This is a genomic window from Clavibacter sp. A6099 (assembly GCF_021919125.1).
In the GTDB taxonomy this organism is placed as follows: Bacteria; Actinomycetota; Actinomycetes; order Actinomycetales; family Microbacteriaceae; genus Clavibacter; species Clavibacter seminis.
Genome location: NZ_CP083439.1, coordinates 2,827,844 through 2,844,404 on the forward strand (window position 1 = coordinate 2,827,844; position 16,561 = coordinate 2,844,404).

15 protein-coding genes are annotated in these 16,561 nt (G+C 72.0%); 5 read left to right on the plus strand and 10 right to left on the minus strand.

Going from position 1 to position 16,561, the window contains the following annotated elements:
• Nucleotides 1-66 precede the first annotated feature (66 nt).
• Nucleotides 67-1,569 carry an IMP dehydrogenase gene (guaB, locus tag KYT88_RS13320; protein WP_043584288.1) on the minus strand — a complete coding sequence of 501 codons (1,503 nt, stop codon included), beginning with the start codon at nt 1,567-1,569 and terminating at the stop codon, nt 67-69.
• Between the two features lie 298 nt (nt 1,570-1,867).
• On the opposite strand from guaB, the gene KYT88_RS13325 reads away from it, so the two are divergent.
• Genes KYT88_RS13325 through KYT88_RS13340 form a run of 4 tightly spaced genes read left to right on the plus strand, consistent with a single transcriptional unit; the run spans nt 1,868 to nt 5,917 of the window.
• Nucleotides 1,868-3,268 (plus strand): branched-chain amino acid ABC transporter permease, encoded by a 1,401-nt coding sequence (locus tag KYT88_RS13325; protein WP_043584290.1) that lies wholly within the window; start codon nt 1,868-1,870, stop codon nt 3,266-3,268.
• 6 nt (nt 3,269-3,274) lie between these two features.
• Nucleotides 3,275-4,246: a branched-chain amino acid ABC transporter permease gene (locus KYT88_RS13330; protein ID WP_043584291.1), complete on the plus strand. Its 972-nt coding sequence runs from the start codon at nt 3,275-3,277 to the stop codon at nt 4,244-4,246.
• Entirely contained in the window at nt 4,239-5,162 is a 924-nt protein-coding gene (locus KYT88_RS13335; protein WP_043584294.1) for an ABC transporter ATP-binding protein, read from the plus strand. Before KYT88_RS13330 ends, KYT88_RS13335 begins: the two co-directional genes overlap by 8 nt.
• A complete protein-coding gene (locus tag KYT88_RS13340) occupies nt 5,159-5,917 on the plus strand; it encodes an ABC transporter ATP-binding protein (protein ID WP_012039254.1) in 759 nt (252 codons plus the stop codon). The genes KYT88_RS13335 and KYT88_RS13340 overlap by 4 nt, the downstream gene beginning before the upstream one ends.
• Nucleotides 5,918-6,240: 323 nt before the next feature.
• Here the strand turns inward: KYT88_RS13340 and KYT88_RS13345 are convergent, their stop codons facing one another.
• The 3 genes from KYT88_RS13345 to groES all read right to left on the minus strand — a co-directional run bounded on the left by KYT88_RS13345 (nt 6,241) and on the right by groES (nt 9,120).
• A complete protein-coding gene (locus tag KYT88_RS13345; protein ID WP_043584295.1) occupies nt 6,241-7,533 on the minus strand; it encodes an ABC transporter substrate-binding protein in 1,293 nt (430 codons plus the stop codon).
• A 178-nt stretch (nt 7,534-7,711) separates the two neighbouring features.
• On the minus strand, nt 7,712-8,665 hold the full coding sequence (gene rarD, locus KYT88_RS13350) for an EamA family transporter RarD (RefSeq protein ID WP_043584296.1): 954 nt from the start codon (nt 8,663-8,665) through the stop codon (nt 7,712-7,714).
• Nucleotides 8,666-8,823: 158 nt separating this feature from the next.
• A complete protein-coding gene (groES, locus tag KYT88_RS13355; protein WP_012039257.1) occupies nt 8,824-9,120 on the minus strand; it encodes a co-chaperone GroES in 297 nt (98 codons plus the stop codon).
• A 144-nt stretch (nt 9,121-9,264) separates the two neighbouring features.
• On the opposite strand from groES, the gene KYT88_RS13360 reads away from it, so the two are divergent.
• Entirely contained in the window at nt 9,265-10,467 is a 1,203-nt protein-coding gene (locus KYT88_RS13360; protein WP_043584297.1) for a class I SAM-dependent methyltransferase, read from the plus strand.
• An 84-nt stretch (nt 10,468-10,551) separates the two neighbouring features.
• Here KYT88_RS13360 and KYT88_RS13365 read toward each other — a convergent pair whose 3' ends face one another.
• The 6 genes from KYT88_RS13365 to KYT88_RS13390 form a co-directional block, all read right to left on the minus strand.
• Complete coding sequence (locus KYT88_RS13365; protein ID WP_043584298.1) at nt 10,552-10,971, minus strand: hypothetical protein; 420 nt, start codon at nt 10,969-10,971, stop codon at nt 10,552-10,554.
• Nucleotides 10,972-11,075: 104 nt separating this feature from the next.
• A complete protein-coding gene (gene tsaD / locus KYT88_RS13370) occupies nt 11,076-12,695 on the minus strand; it encodes a tRNA (adenosine(37)-N6)-threonylcarbamoyltransferase complex transferase subunit TsaD (RefSeq protein WP_043584299.1) in 1,620 nt (539 codons plus the stop codon).
• On the minus strand, nt 12,692-13,309 hold the full coding sequence (gene tsaB / locus KYT88_RS13375) for a tRNA (adenosine(37)-N6)-threonylcarbamoyltransferase complex dimerization subunit type 1 TsaB (RefSeq protein ID WP_043584300.1): 618 nt from the start codon (nt 13,307-13,309) through the stop codon (nt 12,692-12,694). Before tsaB ends, tsaD begins: the two co-directional genes overlap by 4 nt.
• Nucleotides 13,310-13,318: 9 nt before the next feature.
• Nucleotides 13,319-15,046, minus strand: a complete 1,728-nt coding sequence (locus KYT88_RS13380; RefSeq protein ID WP_051629247.1) for a bifunctional alanine racemase/tRNA (adenosine(37)-N6)-threonylcarbamoyltransferase complex ATPase subunit type 1 TsaE — start codon at nt 15,044-15,046, stop codon at nt 13,319-13,321.
• Complete coding sequence (gene alr / locus KYT88_RS13385) at nt 15,043-16,200, minus strand: alanine racemase (RefSeq protein ID WP_051629248.1); 1,158 nt, start codon at nt 16,198-16,200, stop codon at nt 15,043-15,045. Before alr ends, KYT88_RS13380 begins: the two co-directional genes overlap by 4 nt.
• Nucleotides 16,197-16,556: a holo-ACP synthase gene (locus tag KYT88_RS13390; protein ID WP_043584301.1), complete on the minus strand. Its 360-nt coding sequence runs from the start codon at nt 16,554-16,556 to the stop codon at nt 16,197-16,199. The genes alr and KYT88_RS13390 overlap by 4 nt, the downstream gene beginning before the upstream one ends.
• Between the last annotated feature and the right edge of the window lie 5 nt (nt 16,557-16,561).

Here is a 16,561-nt window from a genome sequence, read left to right on the forward strand (position 1 = left end):
GAGGGGCCGGTGCGCACGGCACCGGCCCCTCGTCGTCACCGCGCGGGATCCGCGCGGCTCACCGCATCAGCGCCGGTAGTTGGGTGCCTCGACCACCATCTGCACGTCGTGCGGGTGCGACTCCTTGAGCCCGGCCGCCGTGATGCGCACGAAGCGCCCGCGGTCCTTCAGCTCGCCGACCGTGCGCGCGCCGACGTAGAACATGGACTGCCGGAGGCCGCCCGTGAGCTGGTACACGACGTTCGCGAGGGATCCGCGGTAGGGCACCTGGCCCTCGATGCCCTCGGGGATGAGCTTGTCGTCGTTCGGCACGTCCGACTGGAAGTAGCGGTCCTTCGAGTAGGACGTCTTCGAGCCGCGGGTCTGCAGGGCGCCGAGCGACCCCATCCCCCGGTAGCTCTTGAACTGCTTGCCGCCCACGAACATGAGGTCGCCGGGGCTCTCGTCGCAGCCGGCGAGCAGGCTGCCGAGCATGACGGTGTCGGCGCCGGCGACGAGCGCCTTCGCGATGTCGCCCGAGTACTGCAGGCCGCCGTCCGCGATGACGGGGATGCCCGCCGCGCGCGCGGCGAGCGAAGCCTCGTAGACCGCCGTGACCTGCGGCACGCCCACGCCCGCGACGACGCGCGTGGTGCAGATGGACCCGGGGCCCACGCCCACCTTGATCGCGTCCGCCCCCGCCTCGATGAGCGCCTGCGCGCCCGAGCGGGTGGCGACGTTGCCGCCGATCACGTCGACATGCGAGGTGGCCGGGTCGGACTTGAGACGGCGGATGATGTCGAGCACGCCCTTGCTGTCGCCGTTGGCGGTGTCGACGACGAGCACGTCCACGCCGGCCTCGACGAGCGCGAGGGCGCGCTGCCAGGCGTCCCCGAAGAAGCCGATGGCCGCGCCGACGCGGAGGCGCCCCTCGGCGTCCTTCGTCGCGTCCGGGTACTGCTCCGACTTGTCGAAGTCCTTGACGGTGATGAGGCCGCGCAGCTTCCCCTGGTCGTCCACCAGCGGCAGCTTCTCGATCTTGTGCTCCGCGAAGATCGCGATCGCGTGGTCCGGGTCGATGCCGACCTGACCCGTGATGAGCGGCGTGCGGGTCATGACGTCGCGCACGAGCGTGGTCGCGGCCTGGACGGGCGAGACGAAGCGCATGTCGCGATTCGTGATGATGCCGACGAGGGTGCCGTCCGACTCGACGACCGGGAGGCCGGAGACGCGGAACTGGCCGCACAGCGCGTCGACCTCGGCGACCGTCGCGTCGGGGCGCGTGGTGACGGGGTTGGTGATCATGCCCGACTCGCTGCGCTTCACCTTGTCGACGAACGCGGCCTGGTCCTCGATGGAGAGGTTGCGGTGGATCACGCCGAGCCCGCCCTGGCGCGCCATCGCGATGGCCATGCGCGCCTCGGTGACGGTGTCCATCGCCGAGGAGAGGAGAGGAGCGGCGACGCTGATGTTGCGGGTCAGGCGGGATGTGGTGTCCGCCTCGCTGGGGATGACGTCGGTGTGCCCCGGCAGGAGCATGACGTCGTCGTAGGTGAGGCCGATGACGCCGAACGGGTCGGACTGGTCCAAGTTCCCTCCAGGGGGGATGAGAGGCGGATGAGATACCCGGGGGACCGCGTCGGCAACCGGTGTCTCAATGTTAACGGGACGCGCCGACCGGCATTCCCGACATATCACGCCTCCACGCCGTACGCGCCCGAAACATCCAGGACATAATCAGCACGTACTGTCAACCAACGTCGTCCTGACGGTAGTCGCGGTGCCTGTGCGGATGTACCCGTCGCACGGCTCCCCCTATGGAGGTCTAGTGATAGCCACTGGTTCGGCCGGAGCACGCGCGCAGCGCGTCTGGGCCCTGATTCTCGCGGTGGCGTTCGCCTGCACCGCACTTCTCCTCTCGGCCCCATCGGCTGCCCACGCGGATCCACGCGCGGCGCCCCAGGCGGTCGACCCGGCGTCCGCCGAGCAGTCGCTGCTCGTCTGGGTCCGGGCGGACGCCGACAAGACCGGCATCGCCGGGGTCACCGTGAAGGTCTCGGGCGGTGGCGTCGAGGCCACCGGCACGACCGGCGCGGACGGCAAGGCCGAGGTCGGCCTGAGCGCGCCGGGCTCCTTCACTGTCGAGGTCGACGAGTCCACCATCCCCGAGGGCGCCGGCGTCCCCCGTTCGGGCTCCAGCCCCCGCGAGGTCGACGTGGCCGCGGGCAACAAGAACGTCCCCGCCTTCTTCTTCATCTCGCCCGACGGATCCGCCGCCGGAGCTGCGGGAGCGACGCCGGCACCGAGCGCGGGCACCGACACGGGCACATCCACCGGCGGCGAGACCGCAGCGCCTGACACCGAGACCGGCGCGGTCTCCGGCACCGCGGAGCCCGTGACCCAGAACAACTTCTGGAAGATCTTCTGGCCCAAGGTGGTGACGGGCCTCATCTTCGGCCTGCTGCTCGCCCTCGCGGCCATCGGCCTCTCCCTCATCTACGGCACCACGGGCCTCAACAACTTCGCGCACGGCGAGCTGGTGACCTTCGGGGCGCTCATGGCCTACCTCTTCAGCAACGTGCTCGGCCTCAACCCGGTGCTCGCCATCGTCATCACGGTCGTCCTCGGCGGGGCGTTCGGGTTCGCGCAGGACGCGGCGATCTGGAAGCCCCTGCGGAAGCGGCGCCTCGGACTGGTGCCGCTCATGATCGTCACCATCGGCCTGTCGCTCGCCCTGCGGTACACCTTCCAGTTCATCTTCGGCGCCGACCGGCTGACGCTGCCGAACAGCTCGGCGCCGTTCCTGGTCGTCGGGCCGGTGAGCCTCAAGTTCACGGACGTGGTCGGCGCGATCGTCTCCGTCGTGCTGCTCGTCGCCGTCGCGTACGTCCTGCTCTACACGAAGATCGGCAAGGCCACCCGCGCCGTCTCCGACAACCGCTCGCTCGCCGCGGCGTCGGGCATCGACGTGGAGGGCGTGATCCGCGTGGTCTGGATCGGCGGCGCCGCGCTGGCCGCCCTGTCCGGCGTCTTCATCGCCTACTACCAGTCGCTGCGCTGGGACACGGGCGCGTCCATCCTGCTGCTCGTCTTCTCGGCCGTCGTCCTCGGCGGCCTGGGCACGGCGTTCGGCGCGCTCATCGGCTCGATCATCATCGGCGTGTTCATCAACGTCAGCACGATGGTCCTGCCCGAGAACATGAAGTACGTGGCCGCTCTCGTGGTCATGATCGTCATCCTGCTCGTCAGGCCCCAGGGCATCCTGGGTCGGAAAGATCGGATCGGTTAGCCGCGCATGAACTCCAACTTCATCTTCCTGGCGATCGGCGAGATCTTCTCGCCCACCACCGCGGCGTACGCGCTCGCCACCGTCGGCCTCGTGATCCACTTCGGATTCACGGGCCTGCTCAACTTCGGCCAGGCCGGCTTCATGGCCATCGGCGGATACGCGTTCGCCATCACGGCGGTCATGTACGAGTGGCCGGTGTGGGCGTCGCTGCTCGCGGCGATAGTCGCCTCGACGGTCTTCGCGCTCATCCTCGGCATCCCGACGCTGCGGCTGAGGGCGGACTACCTGAGCATCGTGACCATCGCCGCGGCCGAGATCATCCGGCTGAGCGTCAAGACACCCGAGTTCTCGTCGGTCACCGGCGGCTCGGAGGGCATCAACGGCGCGGCGAACGGCTTCAACGAGCTGAACCCGCTGCCCGAGGGTCGCTTCGGCGCCGGCGTGCTCACGTACTCCTCCGACCAGTGGTGGATCCGCATCGTCGGCTGGGGCCTCGTGGGCATCGCCTGCCTGCTGGTCTTCCTGCTCATGCGCAGCCCCTGGGGCCGCGTGCTGAAGGGCGTGCGCGAGGACGAGGACGCGGTCCGCGCGCTCGGCAAGAACGTGTACTCCTACAAGATGCAGGCGCTCGTGCTCGGCGGCGTGTTCGGCGGGCTCGCGGGCGTGGTCTTCATCCTCCCGAGGTCGCTGCAGCCCGACAACTACGGCACGCAGCTCACGTTCTTCCTCTACACGATCATGCTGCTGGGCGGTGCGGCCACGATCTTCGGTCCGGTCATCGGCTCGATCATCTTCTGGGTCACGCTGTCGCTCTCCGACGGGCTGCTCAGCCTCGCCGTGACCAACGAGTGGCTGCCCATCTCGAGCACCCAGCAGGGCCCCATCCGCTTCATCATCGTGGGCGTCGCGCTCATGCTGCTCGTGATCTTCCGACCACAGGGCATCTTCGGGAAGAAGAAGGAGACGCACTTTGCCTGACAAGACCCCGGTCTCGGCCATCCTCGACGGCGACGCCGCTCCGGGCTGCGCCAAGAAGGACCCCATCATCGTCGCGCACGGCGTCAGCCGGCAGTTCGGCGGCCTGAAGGCGGTCGACGTCGACCACCTCGAGATCCCCCGCGGCTCCATCACGGCCCTCATCGGCCCGAACGGCGCCGGCAAGACCACGTTCTTCAACCTGCTGACCGGCTTCGACAAGCCGAACACCGGCACCTGGGAGTTCTCGGGCAAGGACCTCGCCGGGATGAGCGCGTTCCGCGTCGCCCGCCTCGGCATGGTGCGCACTTTCCAGCTCACCAAGGCCCTCGGCGGCATGACCGTCCTGGAGAACATGCGCCTCGGCGCCACCGGCCAGGGCGGCGAGAACTTCTTCTCCGCGCTGATCCGCCCCCTCTGGCGCAAGAAGGAGGACGAGATCACGGAGCGCGCCCGCGGGCTCCTGAAGAAGTTCAAGCTCGACGCCAAGGAGGAGGACTACGCGGACAGCCTCTCCGGCGGTCAGCGCAAGCTCCTCGAGATGGCGCGCGCGCTCATGACGAGGCCGGATCTCGTGATGCTCGACGAGCCCATGGCGGGCGTCAACCCGGCGCTGACGCAGTCGCTGCTCCACCACATCCTCGACCTCAAGACCGAGGGCATGAGCGTGCTGTTCGTCGAGCACGACATGCACATGGTCAACGAGATCGCCGACTGGGTGGTCGTGATGGCGGAGGGCCGCATCGTCGCCGAGGGCCCGCCCTCGACCGTGATGAGCGACCCGGCCGTCATCGACGCCTACCTCGGCGCTCACCACGACACCGACCTCGGCACCCTCACGGGCCAGCGCGAGGTGGCGAAGGACATGGACTCCGACCTCGTGAAGAGCGAGATCGAGAAGGAAGCGGCAGACAAGTGACGGCAGAGCGGGTCCTCCAGACCACCGACCTCCACGCGGGCTACCTGCCCGGGGTCAACATCCTCAACGGGTGCAACGTGCACGTCGACAAGGGCGAGCTCGTGGGCATCATCGGCCCGAACGGCGCAGGCAAGTCCACGCTGCTGAAGGCGATCTTCGGCCAGGTCAACGTGCGCGGCGGCAGCATCGAGCTGAACGGCCAGGACATCACGGGCCTCAAGGCCGACAAGCTCGTCTCGCGCGGCGTGGGCATGGTGCCGCAGAACAACAACGTCTTCCCCACGCTCACGATCGACGAGAACCTGCAGATGGGCGCGTACCAGAAGCCCAAGATGTACAAGGAGCGGCTGGCGTTCGTCACCGACCTGTTCCCGGAGCTCGGCAAGCGGCTGAAGCAGCGCGCCGGATCCCTCTCGGGCGGCGAGCGCCAGATGGTCGCCATGTCGCGCGCGCTCATGATGGACCCGACGGTGCTGCTCCTCGACGAGCCGTCGGCCGGGCTCTCCCCCGTCCGGCAGGACGAGACGTTCATCAACGTCGCGCAGATCAACCGCGCGGGCGTCTCCGTGATGATCGTGGAGCAGAACGCCCGGCGCGCGCTGCAGATCTGCGACCGCGGCTACGTGCTCGACCAGGGCAAGGACGCGTACGAGGGTCGTGGGCGCGAGCTGATGAACGACCCGAAGGTCATCGAGCTGTACCTCGGCACGCTCGCCGCCGACCAGGAGAAGGCGAAGGCGGCGCCCCAGCCCTGATCGTTCCCCGCACGACGCGACGCGGCATCCCCTCGGGGGTGCCGCGTCGTCGTGTGCGGGCCGTGCGCGCGTCGCGGTGCGCTCACGAGGATGCGGCCGGCGACGGCGCGCGCCCGATCGCGTCGCGCTGCGGTGGCGGTAGAGGTAGCGGTAGAGGTCGCCGCCTCTCGGACGATGACGACCCGCTGGATCCACGTGTCGGCTCCCGGATCCAGGAGCCGGCGCCACCGCGAGGCGGGAGCGCGAGGCGCGAGCCAGCACCCGCGCGCGCCGAAGGGCCCGGTCCATGCGGACCGGGCCCTCAGCCGTGCGTGGTGCGGGTGCTAGTCGAGCTTGCCGTAGACCTGCTCGGAGAAGGTCGCCTTGTTGCCCGTGCCGTACTTGTAGACGGAGACGTACGCCTCGGTCGGGTCGCCGTTCTCATCGAAGGTGATCGGCCCGGAGATGCCGTCGTAGTCGATGTCGGTGCCGGCCTCGATCAGCTTCGCGCAGTCCGCGAAGGTCGTGCACTTGGTGCCGCCCTCCGAGACCGACTGGAGGTTGTCCTTCAGCGTCGGGCCATCGGTCGCCTTGCCCTGGAGCGCGGCGAGCGCGAGGAGCACGGTGCCGTCGTACGACTCGGCGGCGTAGCTGAAGACCGTGAGAGCGGGGTCGCCGTCGGCCTTCACCATGTCCTGCAGGCCGGCCTGGAAGTCCTCCTTGGCCTCGACGCCGGGGTTCGTGAACTGCGCGCCCGCGATGTCGACGTTCGTGTCGGTCTCCTTGATGACGCCGTAGTTGCCGTCCGTGCCGTAGAAGCTCGCGAAGTCGAAGCCCTTCGACGCCAGCTGGTCGGCGATGGTCTTGATCTCGTCGAAGGAGATGACGACCAGCGCGTCCGGGTTCGGCGCGAGCACCGACGTGATGGCGCTGTTGAAGTCCGTGCTCGACGGCTCGAAGGTCGCCTCAGCGGCGATGGACGCGCCACCGGCCTCGAGGGTCTTCTTGATGTTCTCGCGGAGGCCCTTCCCGTACGCGTCGTTCATGTAGAGGATCGAGACGTTGGTCTTGCCGTCCTGCAGGATCTTGTTGCCGAGGATGCGGCCCTGGAGCACATCCGACGGCGCGGTGCGCCAGTAGTAGCCGTTGTCCTTGTACGTGCTGAACTCCGGAGCCGTGTTCGCCGGCGAGAGCTGGACGACGTTCGCCGAGACGACCTGGTCGATGAAGGTCTTCGAGACCCCCGAGGAGGCGGCGCCGATGATGGCACTGTTGCCGTCCGCGATGAGGGACGTGGCCGACTGGCTGGCGATGTCGGTCGTCGCGTCGCCCGAGTCCTTGTCGGTGACGGTCATCGTGATGCCGGCCTTGGCGTCGTTGATGTCCTGCTCCGCCTTGTGCACGCCCGCGAACTCGGGCGGGCCGAGCACCGCGAGGGAACCCGTCTGCGGCAGGATCGTGCCGATCTTCAGGTTCAGGCCGCCGTCGGCCGTGGTGCCCCCCTCGCCTCCGCCGCCGCCGGAGCAGCCGGCGAGGACGAGGGCGCCGGCCACCGCGATGGTGAGGGCGCTGAGCGCGGTGCGGGCGGTGCGGGCGGATCGTGAGCGGGAGGCCGAAGCCCTGCCGAATGCGCTCATGGTGCTCCTTATGGATGTGTGTGGTGATGCTCGGGAATGTGTTGCATGAGGCACGCGAATGCGCGCCTCGCCTGGTGCGACCCTATGGCGCGGATGAGACGGACACAATGCATCGGCATTTCCGTCGTGTAACGCGACCGGATCGTTACCATTCGCGGAATGCGCGACGGGATCCGAATCAGATGCCGTCGACGACCGCCGGAACCGTCTGCGCGGGCGCCGCGACGGAAATCGGACGGCGGGACGCGCGGATCATGTCGATCGTGAGCAGCGCGAGCGCCGCCCACACGATCGCGAATCCGGCCCACCGCTCGGGCGGCATGGCCTCGTGCATCACGAAGACGCCGAACGCGAATTGCAGCAGCGGCGCCAGGTACTGCGTGAGCCCGATCACCGAGAGCGGCAGGCGCCCGGCGGCGAATCCGAAGAGGAGGAGCGGGCCCGCGGTCACGACGCCCGTGCTGACCAGCAGCAGGGTGTGCCCGAGCGACACCGTACCGATGGTGAGGCCAGCGCCCGCGCCCGTGATCACGAGCATCGTCGTGGCGGCGGGCACCAGCCAGGCCGTCTCGAGCGCGAGGCCGGAGAGGGCGTCGGCTCCCCCGCTCACGCGCTTCTTCACCAGCCCGTAGAGCCCGAACGACCCGGCGAGCGCGAGCGACACCCACGGCAGCTGCCCGTAGCCGACGGCGATGACGGCCACCGCGACGGCGGACAGGCCCACGGCGGTCCACTGCAGCGGGCGCAGGCGCTCGCGCAGGAGGATCACGCCGAGCAGCACCGTGACGATCGGGTTGATGAAGTAGCCGAGCGCCGTCTCGACGACGTGGCCCGAGAGCGTGCCGTAGACGTACACGGTCCAGTTGACGAGGATCAGGTGGCCAGCCAGGCCGAGCCCGAGGAGGATCCGCGGGCGACGCACGATGGCGACCACGCGCGACCAGCGGCGCGCGGCCGTGATGACGACGGCGCAGACGACGAGCGAGAAGAGGATCCGCCAGCCGACGATCTCGAACGCCCCCGCCGGCACGAGCAGCAGGAAGAAGACGGGGAGGACGCCCCACAGGCCGTACGCGCCGACGGCGGCGAGGAGCCCGGTGCGGGTCGAGGACTCCGAGGCGGTGCGCGTCACCTCCCGAGGCTAGCGCCGCGGACGCCGGATGCCGCCCGCGGCGACGGGACGGCCGTCACGCGAGGGAACGCCCGGACGCACGAGAGCCCGGCCGAACGTGTCGGCCGGGCTCCCGGGTGAAGCGGTGGTGCGTGGTGCGGTGTCGCTGAGGCGGAGCGTCAGCGCTCGATGACGGCGAGCACGTCGCGCGCGGAGAGGACGAGGAGGTCCTGGCCGTCGTACTTGACCTCGGTTCCGCCGTACTTGGAGTAGATGACCTTGTCGCCCACGGCGACGTCGAGCGGGACGCGGTTGCCGTTGTCGTCGATGCGGCCGGGGCCCACGGCCACGACCTCGCCCTCCTGGGGCTTCTCCTTGGCGGTGTCGGGGATGACCAGACCAGACGCGGTGGTCTGCTCGGCTTCGACCTGCTGGATGACGATGCGATCCTCGAGCGGCTTGATGGAGACCGACACGGTTGACCTCTTCCTTCGTGACTAAGGGACAAGACTGATTGGCAATCTCCCGGGGAGAGTGCCAGGTGAGATTCTACGGGCCGCGCTTGCACTCGCGCAACGCGAGTGCCAATCGGTGCAGAGGCGCCCCGGTACGGTGGGCGGATGGATCAGACCGACCTCCGCGAGGTGCTCTCGCTCGAGGGGCTCCGCCTGCTCGACTCCCTTCCCGCGCCCGCGCCGGGGGACGACATGGTGCGGATGGTGAGCGCGTTGCGCGGCGAGGGGCACTCCCCGGCGCTCGTGTCCGCCGTCCTCACCCAGTCACGGCTGCGCGCGAAGGCCAGGGGCAAGTTCGGCGAGTTCGCCGCGCGCATGCTCTTCACGGAGGCCGGGCTCGAGCAGGCCACGCGGCTGCCCGTCGCCGCGCAGCACGCGGGGCGCTTCCAGCAGGCCGGCGTCGCGCACGTGGCCGACCTCGGCTGCGGGATCGGCGGGGACGCGATGGCGATGGCGGCCATCGGGATCCGCGTCACGGCCGTCGAGCGGGACGAGGTGACGGCGGCGGTCGCGGGCTGGAACCTCGCGCCGTTCCCCGAGGCCGAGGTCGTGCAGGGCACGGCCGAGGCGTTCGACGCCGGCCGCGTCGACGGCGTCTACCTCGATCCCGCACGGCGCACGGACGGGCACTCGTCGACCCGCCGCATCTCGGATCCGGACGCGTACTCCCCCACGCTCTCCGCCGCGTTCGAGCTCGCCGCGGGTCGCGCCGCGGGCATCAAGCTCGGACCGGGCCTCGACCGCGACCTCATCCCCGCGGAGGCGGAGGCGCAGTGGGTCTCCGTCGACGGGCAGGCCGTGGAGATGGGCCTCTGGTTCGGGCCGACGCGGCGCGACGGGATCCGGCGGGCGGCCCTCGTGATCAGCGGCGGATCCCAGGCGGAGCTGACCTCGGCGGCCGACAGCGAGGACGCCGAGCTCGGCGAGCTGGGAACGCACCTGTACGAGCCGGACGGCGCCGTGATCCGGGCCCGCCTCATCGGCGACCTGGCGCGCTCGCTCGACGGGCGCATGGTCGGCGAGGGCATCGCGTGGATCACGTCGGAGCGCGAGCAGGCGACGCCGTTCGCGCGCGGGTTCCGGGTGCGCGAGGTGCTGCCGCTCGACGAGCAGCGGCTGAAGCGGGAGCTGCGGGCGCGCGGCATCGGGACGCTGGAGATCAAGAAGCGCGGGGTCGACGTGGATCCGGCGCGGCTGCGCACGCGCCTGCAGCTGAAGGGCGACGGCTCGGCGACGCTCATCGCGACGCGGGTCGGCGGCCGGCGGGTGGCGATCCTGGCGGACCGGCACGGGGTCGACGCGGGCTGAGGCCCGACCGGCCGAGCCCACCTGGACGCGACGACGCGGCCGCCCCCTAGGGGACGGCCGCGTCGTGGTGGTGCGGGTGGCGCGTTACGGCGCCGTGGGCAGCGGCGTGCCGTTGATCTCGCCGTTCTGGACGACGGTGTTGACGAACGCGATGGCGATGACCACGAGGATGATGCTGAGGATGATGCCGATCACGCCCGTGATGATGCCCGTGAGCCAGAAGCCCTTGGCACCGGCGTTCCGCTTGCGGCCGAGGATGCCGGTCACGAGCGCGGCGATGCCCAGGGGCACCGAGAGGAACCAGAAGAGGACCGTCACGACGGACACGATGCCGAGGACCATGGACGTGATGCTGAGCCCCTTCGAGGCCGGCGCACCGCCCTGGCCGGGCTGGTAGGGCGCCGCGTAAGGCGAGCCGGCGGCGGGAGCGGCCGGGTAGGCGGGCTGGCTCGGCGCGGGCGGGAAGCCGTCGTTGGAGCGGTCCGGGTTCTGCGGATCGGTCATTGTCGTTCCTTTCGTCCCTGGGAACATACCGTGATGCATGCCCCGGGATTCTCCCGTTCGGGAAATAGCCGCGAAAGGTCCCCGTAATGGGGGCGTCAGGAAGGTCAGCCGACCTGGACGACGGTGACCGGCAGCGTCGAGTCGGCACCGAACGCGAGCCCGGACGGGGCGCGGCCGGACTCGATCAGGCGCGCGCCGAGCGCGGCGATCATGGCGCCGTTGTCGGTGCAGAGCGACAGGGGCGGGATCCGCAGCTCGATGCCCGCGGCCCGGCACCGCTCCGCCGCCAGCTCCCGCACGCGCGCGTTCGCGACCACGCCTCCGCCCAGCAGCAGGCGCGGGATCCCGTGGTCGACGCACGCGGCGACGGCCTTGGTGAGCAGCACGTCGACGACGGCCTCGCGGAAGCTCGCGGCGACGTCCGCGACGGGCACCGGCTCGCCGGCGTCCTGCCGCTTCTCGACCCAGCGGGCGACCGCGGTCTTGAGGCCCGAGAACGAGAAGTCGTAGCGGTGGCGCTCCATGTCCTTGGGCAGGGAGAGGCCGCGGGGGAAGCGGATCGCCCGCGGGTCGCCGTCGGCCGCGACCCGGTCGATGTGCGGGCCGCCGGGGTAGGGCAGGCCGAGCACGCGGGCGACCTTGTCGAAGGCCTCGCCCGCGGCGTCGTCGATGGTCTCGCCGAGGAGCTCGACGTCATCCACCAGGTCGCGCACGAGGAGGAGCGAGGTGTGGCCGCCGGAGACCAGCAGCGCGATGCTCGGGGTCTCGAGCGGGACGCCTGGCCCGCCGTCGGTGCTGAGGAGATCCGCGCCGACGTGTCCTACGAGGTGGTTGACGCCGTGCAGCGGGATGTCGAGGGCCACGGCGAGCGCCTTCGCCGCGCCGACGCCGACCATGAGCGCGCCGGAGAGGCCGGGACCCGCGGTGACGGCGATCGCGTCGAGCTCGCGGAGGGTGACGCCCGCCTCGGCGAGGGCCGCGTCGATGGCGGGGGTGAGCGCCTCGAGGTGCGCGCGGGCGGCGACCTCGGGCACGACGCCTCCGTACCGCGCGTGCTCGTCCATGGAGCTGGAGATGACGTTGGCGAGGAGCGTCTGGCCGCGGACGATGCCGATGCCCGTCTCGTCGCAGGAGGTCTCGATGCCGAGGACGAGGGGGCCGGCGTCGTCGGCCGCGGTCTCGTCGGCGTGCGCATCGGCGTCCGGGGCGGCGGATGCGGGGCGCTCGGCGGGTGCGTCCCGCGGCTCGGCGACCTCCGGCGGCGTCGCGGCGAGGGCTGCGCGCATCACGACGGCGTCGACGTCGTCCGGCTGGTAGTAGTGCGGGCGCACGGCGATGGCCTCGAAGCCGAGCGAGGAGTACAGGGCCTGCGCGACCGGGTTGTCGGCGCGCACCTCGAGCAGCACCTCTCGCGCGCCGCGGGCGTGCGCCTCGGCGACGAGACGGGTGAGGAGGGCGCGTCCGATCCCGCGGCCGCGGCTGCCGTCGGCGACGGCGATGGTCTGGACGTCGGCGGCGTGCGCGCCGCGCGGGCACGACAGGCCCGCGTAGCCGAGGATCCCGCCGTCGGAGTCGTCGACGGCCACGACGTACCACCCGTGGCGGGCGGTCAGCTCTCCGCGCATCGCGTCGGCCGACCAGGCGTCCGAGACGAACGTGCTGGTCTCGAGGCGCATCAGCGCGGGAAGGTCGGCGACCTCGGCGGCACGGAACAGGACGCTCACGACGTGACCCGCTTCGGGCCTGCGGAGAGGGTGACGTCGGGCGAGCGGAGGTAGAGCGCCTGGTCGGCCGCGAAGGGCAGGCCGAGCTCGTCCATCCGGCGGGCGACCTCCGCGAGGGACGCCGCGCGGACGCCAGCCGCGTCGATGCGGTGGTCGGCCGCGGGCACGTCGTCGGGCTTGCTGAGGCCGGGGCCGGCGGTGCGCTCGGCGACGCCTCCGGCGACGGGCTCGCGGTAGACCGACCAGTACAGCTCGCGGCGGCGCGCGTCGGTGACGACCACCAGGGATCCGGTGCCGCCCGCCGCATAGTGGTCGTGGGCGACGGCGTCGTGGCTGACCACGGGGATCACGCGCACGTCGAGGCCGGTCGCGAGCACGCGGGCCGCCGCGATGCCGACGCGGAGGCCGGTGAAGGGGCCGGGGCCCATGCCCGCGACCACGGCGCGGACGTCGCAGCGCTCGACGCCGGACGCGGAGAGGCACTCGTCGAGCAGCGTGCCGATGACCTCGGCGTGCCGCATGGTGTCGACCTCCTGGCGCTCGGCGAGCACACGACCGTCGGGGTCGATGACGGCGACGCCCGTGCCGGCGGAGGTGTCGATCGCGAGGAGCACTGGACGAGTCTAGGCGCGGGTCCGCGCGCGGAGCCGCCGGATGCGGACGGTGCGGGGCTCCTCGGGGGCGGCGTCCGGGTCCGCGTCGGCGGCGGCATCCGCGTCGGCGTCGGCGGCGGCGTGGCCGGCCGCGTCGGGATCCGCGACGCCCGCGCCCGTGGGCCGCGCGATCCGCAGGTCCCACCACTCCTCGGCGATGCCGTCGAGCTTGCCGTCGCCCCACTCGACCACCACGACGGAGCGCGCGAAGTCGATGTCGAGGTCGTCGAGCTCGCGGGCGTCGGCCAGGCGGTAGGCGTCCACGTGCACGAGCGGCGGGCCGTCGACGAGGCTCGGGTGCGTGCGCGCGAGCACGAAGGTGGGGCTCGTGACGGGACCGCGGACGCCGAGTCCCGCGCCGAGCCCGCGGGTGAGCGTGGTCTTGCCCGCGCCGAGCGGGCCGGACAGGACGACGAGATCGCCCGCGCCCAGCTCGCGCGCGAGGGCGCGGCCGAGCTCCTCCATGTCGTCGGTGCTGGCGACGGGCACGAGCTCGTCGGAGAGGACCTCGGCGGCGGCGTCCTCGGCGTCGACGTCCTCCGCGTCCGGGCGCTCGTGCAGGTGCACGCGGTCGACGCGCGGCCCCACCCGGGTCACGATCTCGTCGCCGATGGTCTCGGCCCAGCCGGCCCACTCCTCGGCCGTGGGCTCGCCGCGGTCGCCGGGGCCGAGGATCACGGCGGTGTCGCCGACCTCGACGGGCAGGTCGCCGACGTCGAGCACGAGCTGGTCCATGGCGATGCGGCCGGCGATCGGGAAGCGGCGGCCGTTCAGGAGCACGGAGGCGAGCGGGGCGGCGATGCGCGGGATCCCGTCGGCGTAGCCGAGCGGCACGAGCGCGAGCGTCGACGGCCCCGCGGTGCGGTGGTCCAGGCCGTAGGAGACGCCGTGTCCGGCCTCGACGCGCTTGACGGAGACGACGTCGGCTTCCAGCGTCATCGCGGGGATCAGGCCGAGGTCGCGGCCGGAGCGGTAGTCGAACGGCGAGATGCCGTAGACCGCGATGCCGAAGCGCACCATGTCGAAGCGGGCGGCGGGCAGGCGGATCCCCGCGGAGCTCGCGGCCAGGTGCTTCTCCACGGGTCGCGCGCCCAGCTCCTCGGCCACGCGCACCGCCTCGTGGAAGCGGGCGAGCGCGGCGTCGTCGTCCTCGGGCGAGGCGTCGGCCAGGTGCGACCACAGCGCGTGCAGCGTCAGCTCGCCCGCGGCGTCGGCGGCGACCGCGGCCCGCACGAGATCCGGCCACAGCTCCGGCGTGGCGCCGTTGCGGCTGAGTCCGGTGTCGGCCTTGAGGTGCACGCGGGCGCGCATCCCCGTGGCGCGCCCGGCGGCCGCGATGCGCTCCAGCTCCCAGAGGGCCGAGACGCCGAGGTCGATGCCGTTCTCCACCGCGACGCGGAAGTCGGTGTCGACGCTGTGCAGCCAGGCCAGGAGCCGGGCGGTGATGCCGGCCCGGCGGAGCTCGACGGCGGATGCGACGTCGAGCACGGCGAGGCTCTCGGCGCCGGCCTCGAGGGCGGCGCGCGCGACCTGGAGCGCGCCGTGGCCGTAGGCGTCGGCCTTCACGGCGACCATCGTGCGGGCGGGGGCGGCGAGCGCCGCGAGCGTGCGGACGTTGTGGCGGATCGCGTCGAGGTCGACGACGGCGCGGCGGCCGGGCGCGACGGGTCCGGCGGGCACGGGCACGGTCTCGCTCATGCGCCGAACCTCCGGGTCACGCGGCCGGCGACGCGCGCGACGATCTCGTAGCCGATGGTGCCGGTCGCCTCGGCCCACTCCTCCACCGAGGGCGCGCCCGTCGCGGGATCCCCGAACAGCACGGCGTCGTCGCCCACCGCCACCGGGATCCCGTCGACGACGCCGTCGCCCACGTCGACCACGAACTGGTCCATGGCGATCCGGCCGCTCACCCGGAAGCGCGCGCCGTGGATCGCGACGGGCGCGCGGTTGCTCGCGAGCCGCGGCACCCCGTCGGCGAACCCGAGCGAGACGAGCGCGAGGGTCGTGGCGCTGGTGGTGCGGTAGGTGTAGCCGTAGGAGACGCCCGTGTCGGCGGGCACGCGCTTGACCGCGACGACGCTGCCGACGAGGGTCATGGCGGGCACGAGGCCGAGGTCGGCGGACGTGACGCCGTCGAGCGGCGAGATGCCGTAGATCCCGATGCCGAGGCGCACCATGTCGAGGCGGGCCTCGGGCACGCGCAGGGCGCCAGCGGTCGCGGCGAGGTGGCGGATCCCCGGCTCGAGCCCCGCGGCCTTGACGACGTCGACCGCCCGGTGGAACGCGCGGACCTGCGCCCGGTCCTCCTCCTGCCCCGCGTTCGCCAGGTGGCTGAAGACCCCGCCGAGGTGGATCACGCCTTCCGCGACGAGCGCGGCGACCTCGGCGACGACGCCCGGCCACTCCGCCGGCGTCACGCCGTTGCGGCCGAGGCCGGTGTCGATCTTGAGGTGCACCTCGGCCGTGCGGCCGATGCGACGCGCGGCCTCCGCCACCTCGCGCACCTGGCGCAGGCTGTTGAGCCCGAGGTCGACGCCGGCCTCGATGGCGGTCGCGAAGTCGGCGCCGGGCGCGTGCATCCACGTGAGGACGGGCGCGTCGATCCCGGCCGCCCGCAGCGCGAGCGCCTCGCGGACGTCGACGACGCCGAGCCGGTCGGCCCCGCCCGCGAGCGCGGCGCGCGCCGATGCGACGGCGCCGTGCCCGTAGCCGTCGGCCTTGACCACGGCCATCACGAGCGGCGCGCCCGTGGCGGCCCGCAGCGTGCGCACGTTGGCCGAGATCGCGCCAGTGTCGATGCGCGCCTCCCGCCGCAGGGCGGCCGGCGCCTGGAGGGTCGCCTCGTCGGTCACAGGTCGTCCCCCTCGGTGACCACGAACGCGGTGGCGAGGCCGGCGTCGTGGCTCATGCTCAGGTGGATCCGCGTCACACCCCGTGCGGCCGCCACCTCGGCGACGACGCCCGCCACCCGGAAGGAGGGGTCGCCGTGGTCGTCCTGGACGACCTCCATGTCCTGCCAGCTGATCCCGCCGGGACCGCCGAGCGCCTTGATGAGCGCCTCCTTCGCGGCGAACCGGGCCGCGAGCGAGCGCGCGGGCAGGGACCGCTCGGCGGGCGCGAACAGGCGCGGCACGAGCCCCGGAGTGCGCTCTGCGCTCCGGGCGAACCGCGCCACGTCGACCACGTCGACGCCGATGCCCCTGATCACGCCGC

Excerpts from the sequence above, each read along its gene's own strand:
- KYT88_RS13330 (WP_043584291.1), top strand. The coding sequence starts at position 3,275 with ATGAACTCCAACTTCATCTTCCTGGCGATCGGCGAGATCTTCTCGCCC.
- KYT88_RS13345 (WP_043584295.1), bottom strand. The coding sequence starts at position 7,533 with ATGAGCGCATTCGGCAGGGCTTCGGCCTCCCGCTCACGATCCGCCCGC.
- KYT88_RS13360 (WP_043584297.1), top strand. The coding sequence starts at position 9,265 with ATGGATCAGACCGACCTCCGCGAGGTGCTCTCGCTCGAGGGGCTCCGC.
- KYT88_RS13365 (WP_043584298.1), bottom strand. The coding sequence starts at position 10,971 with ATGACCGATCCGCAGAACCCGGACCGCTCCAACGACGGCTTCCCGCCC.
- KYT88_RS13380 (WP_051629247.1), bottom strand. The coding sequence starts at position 15,046 with ATGAGCGAGACCGTGCCCGTGCCCGCCGGACCCGTCGCGCCCGGCCGC.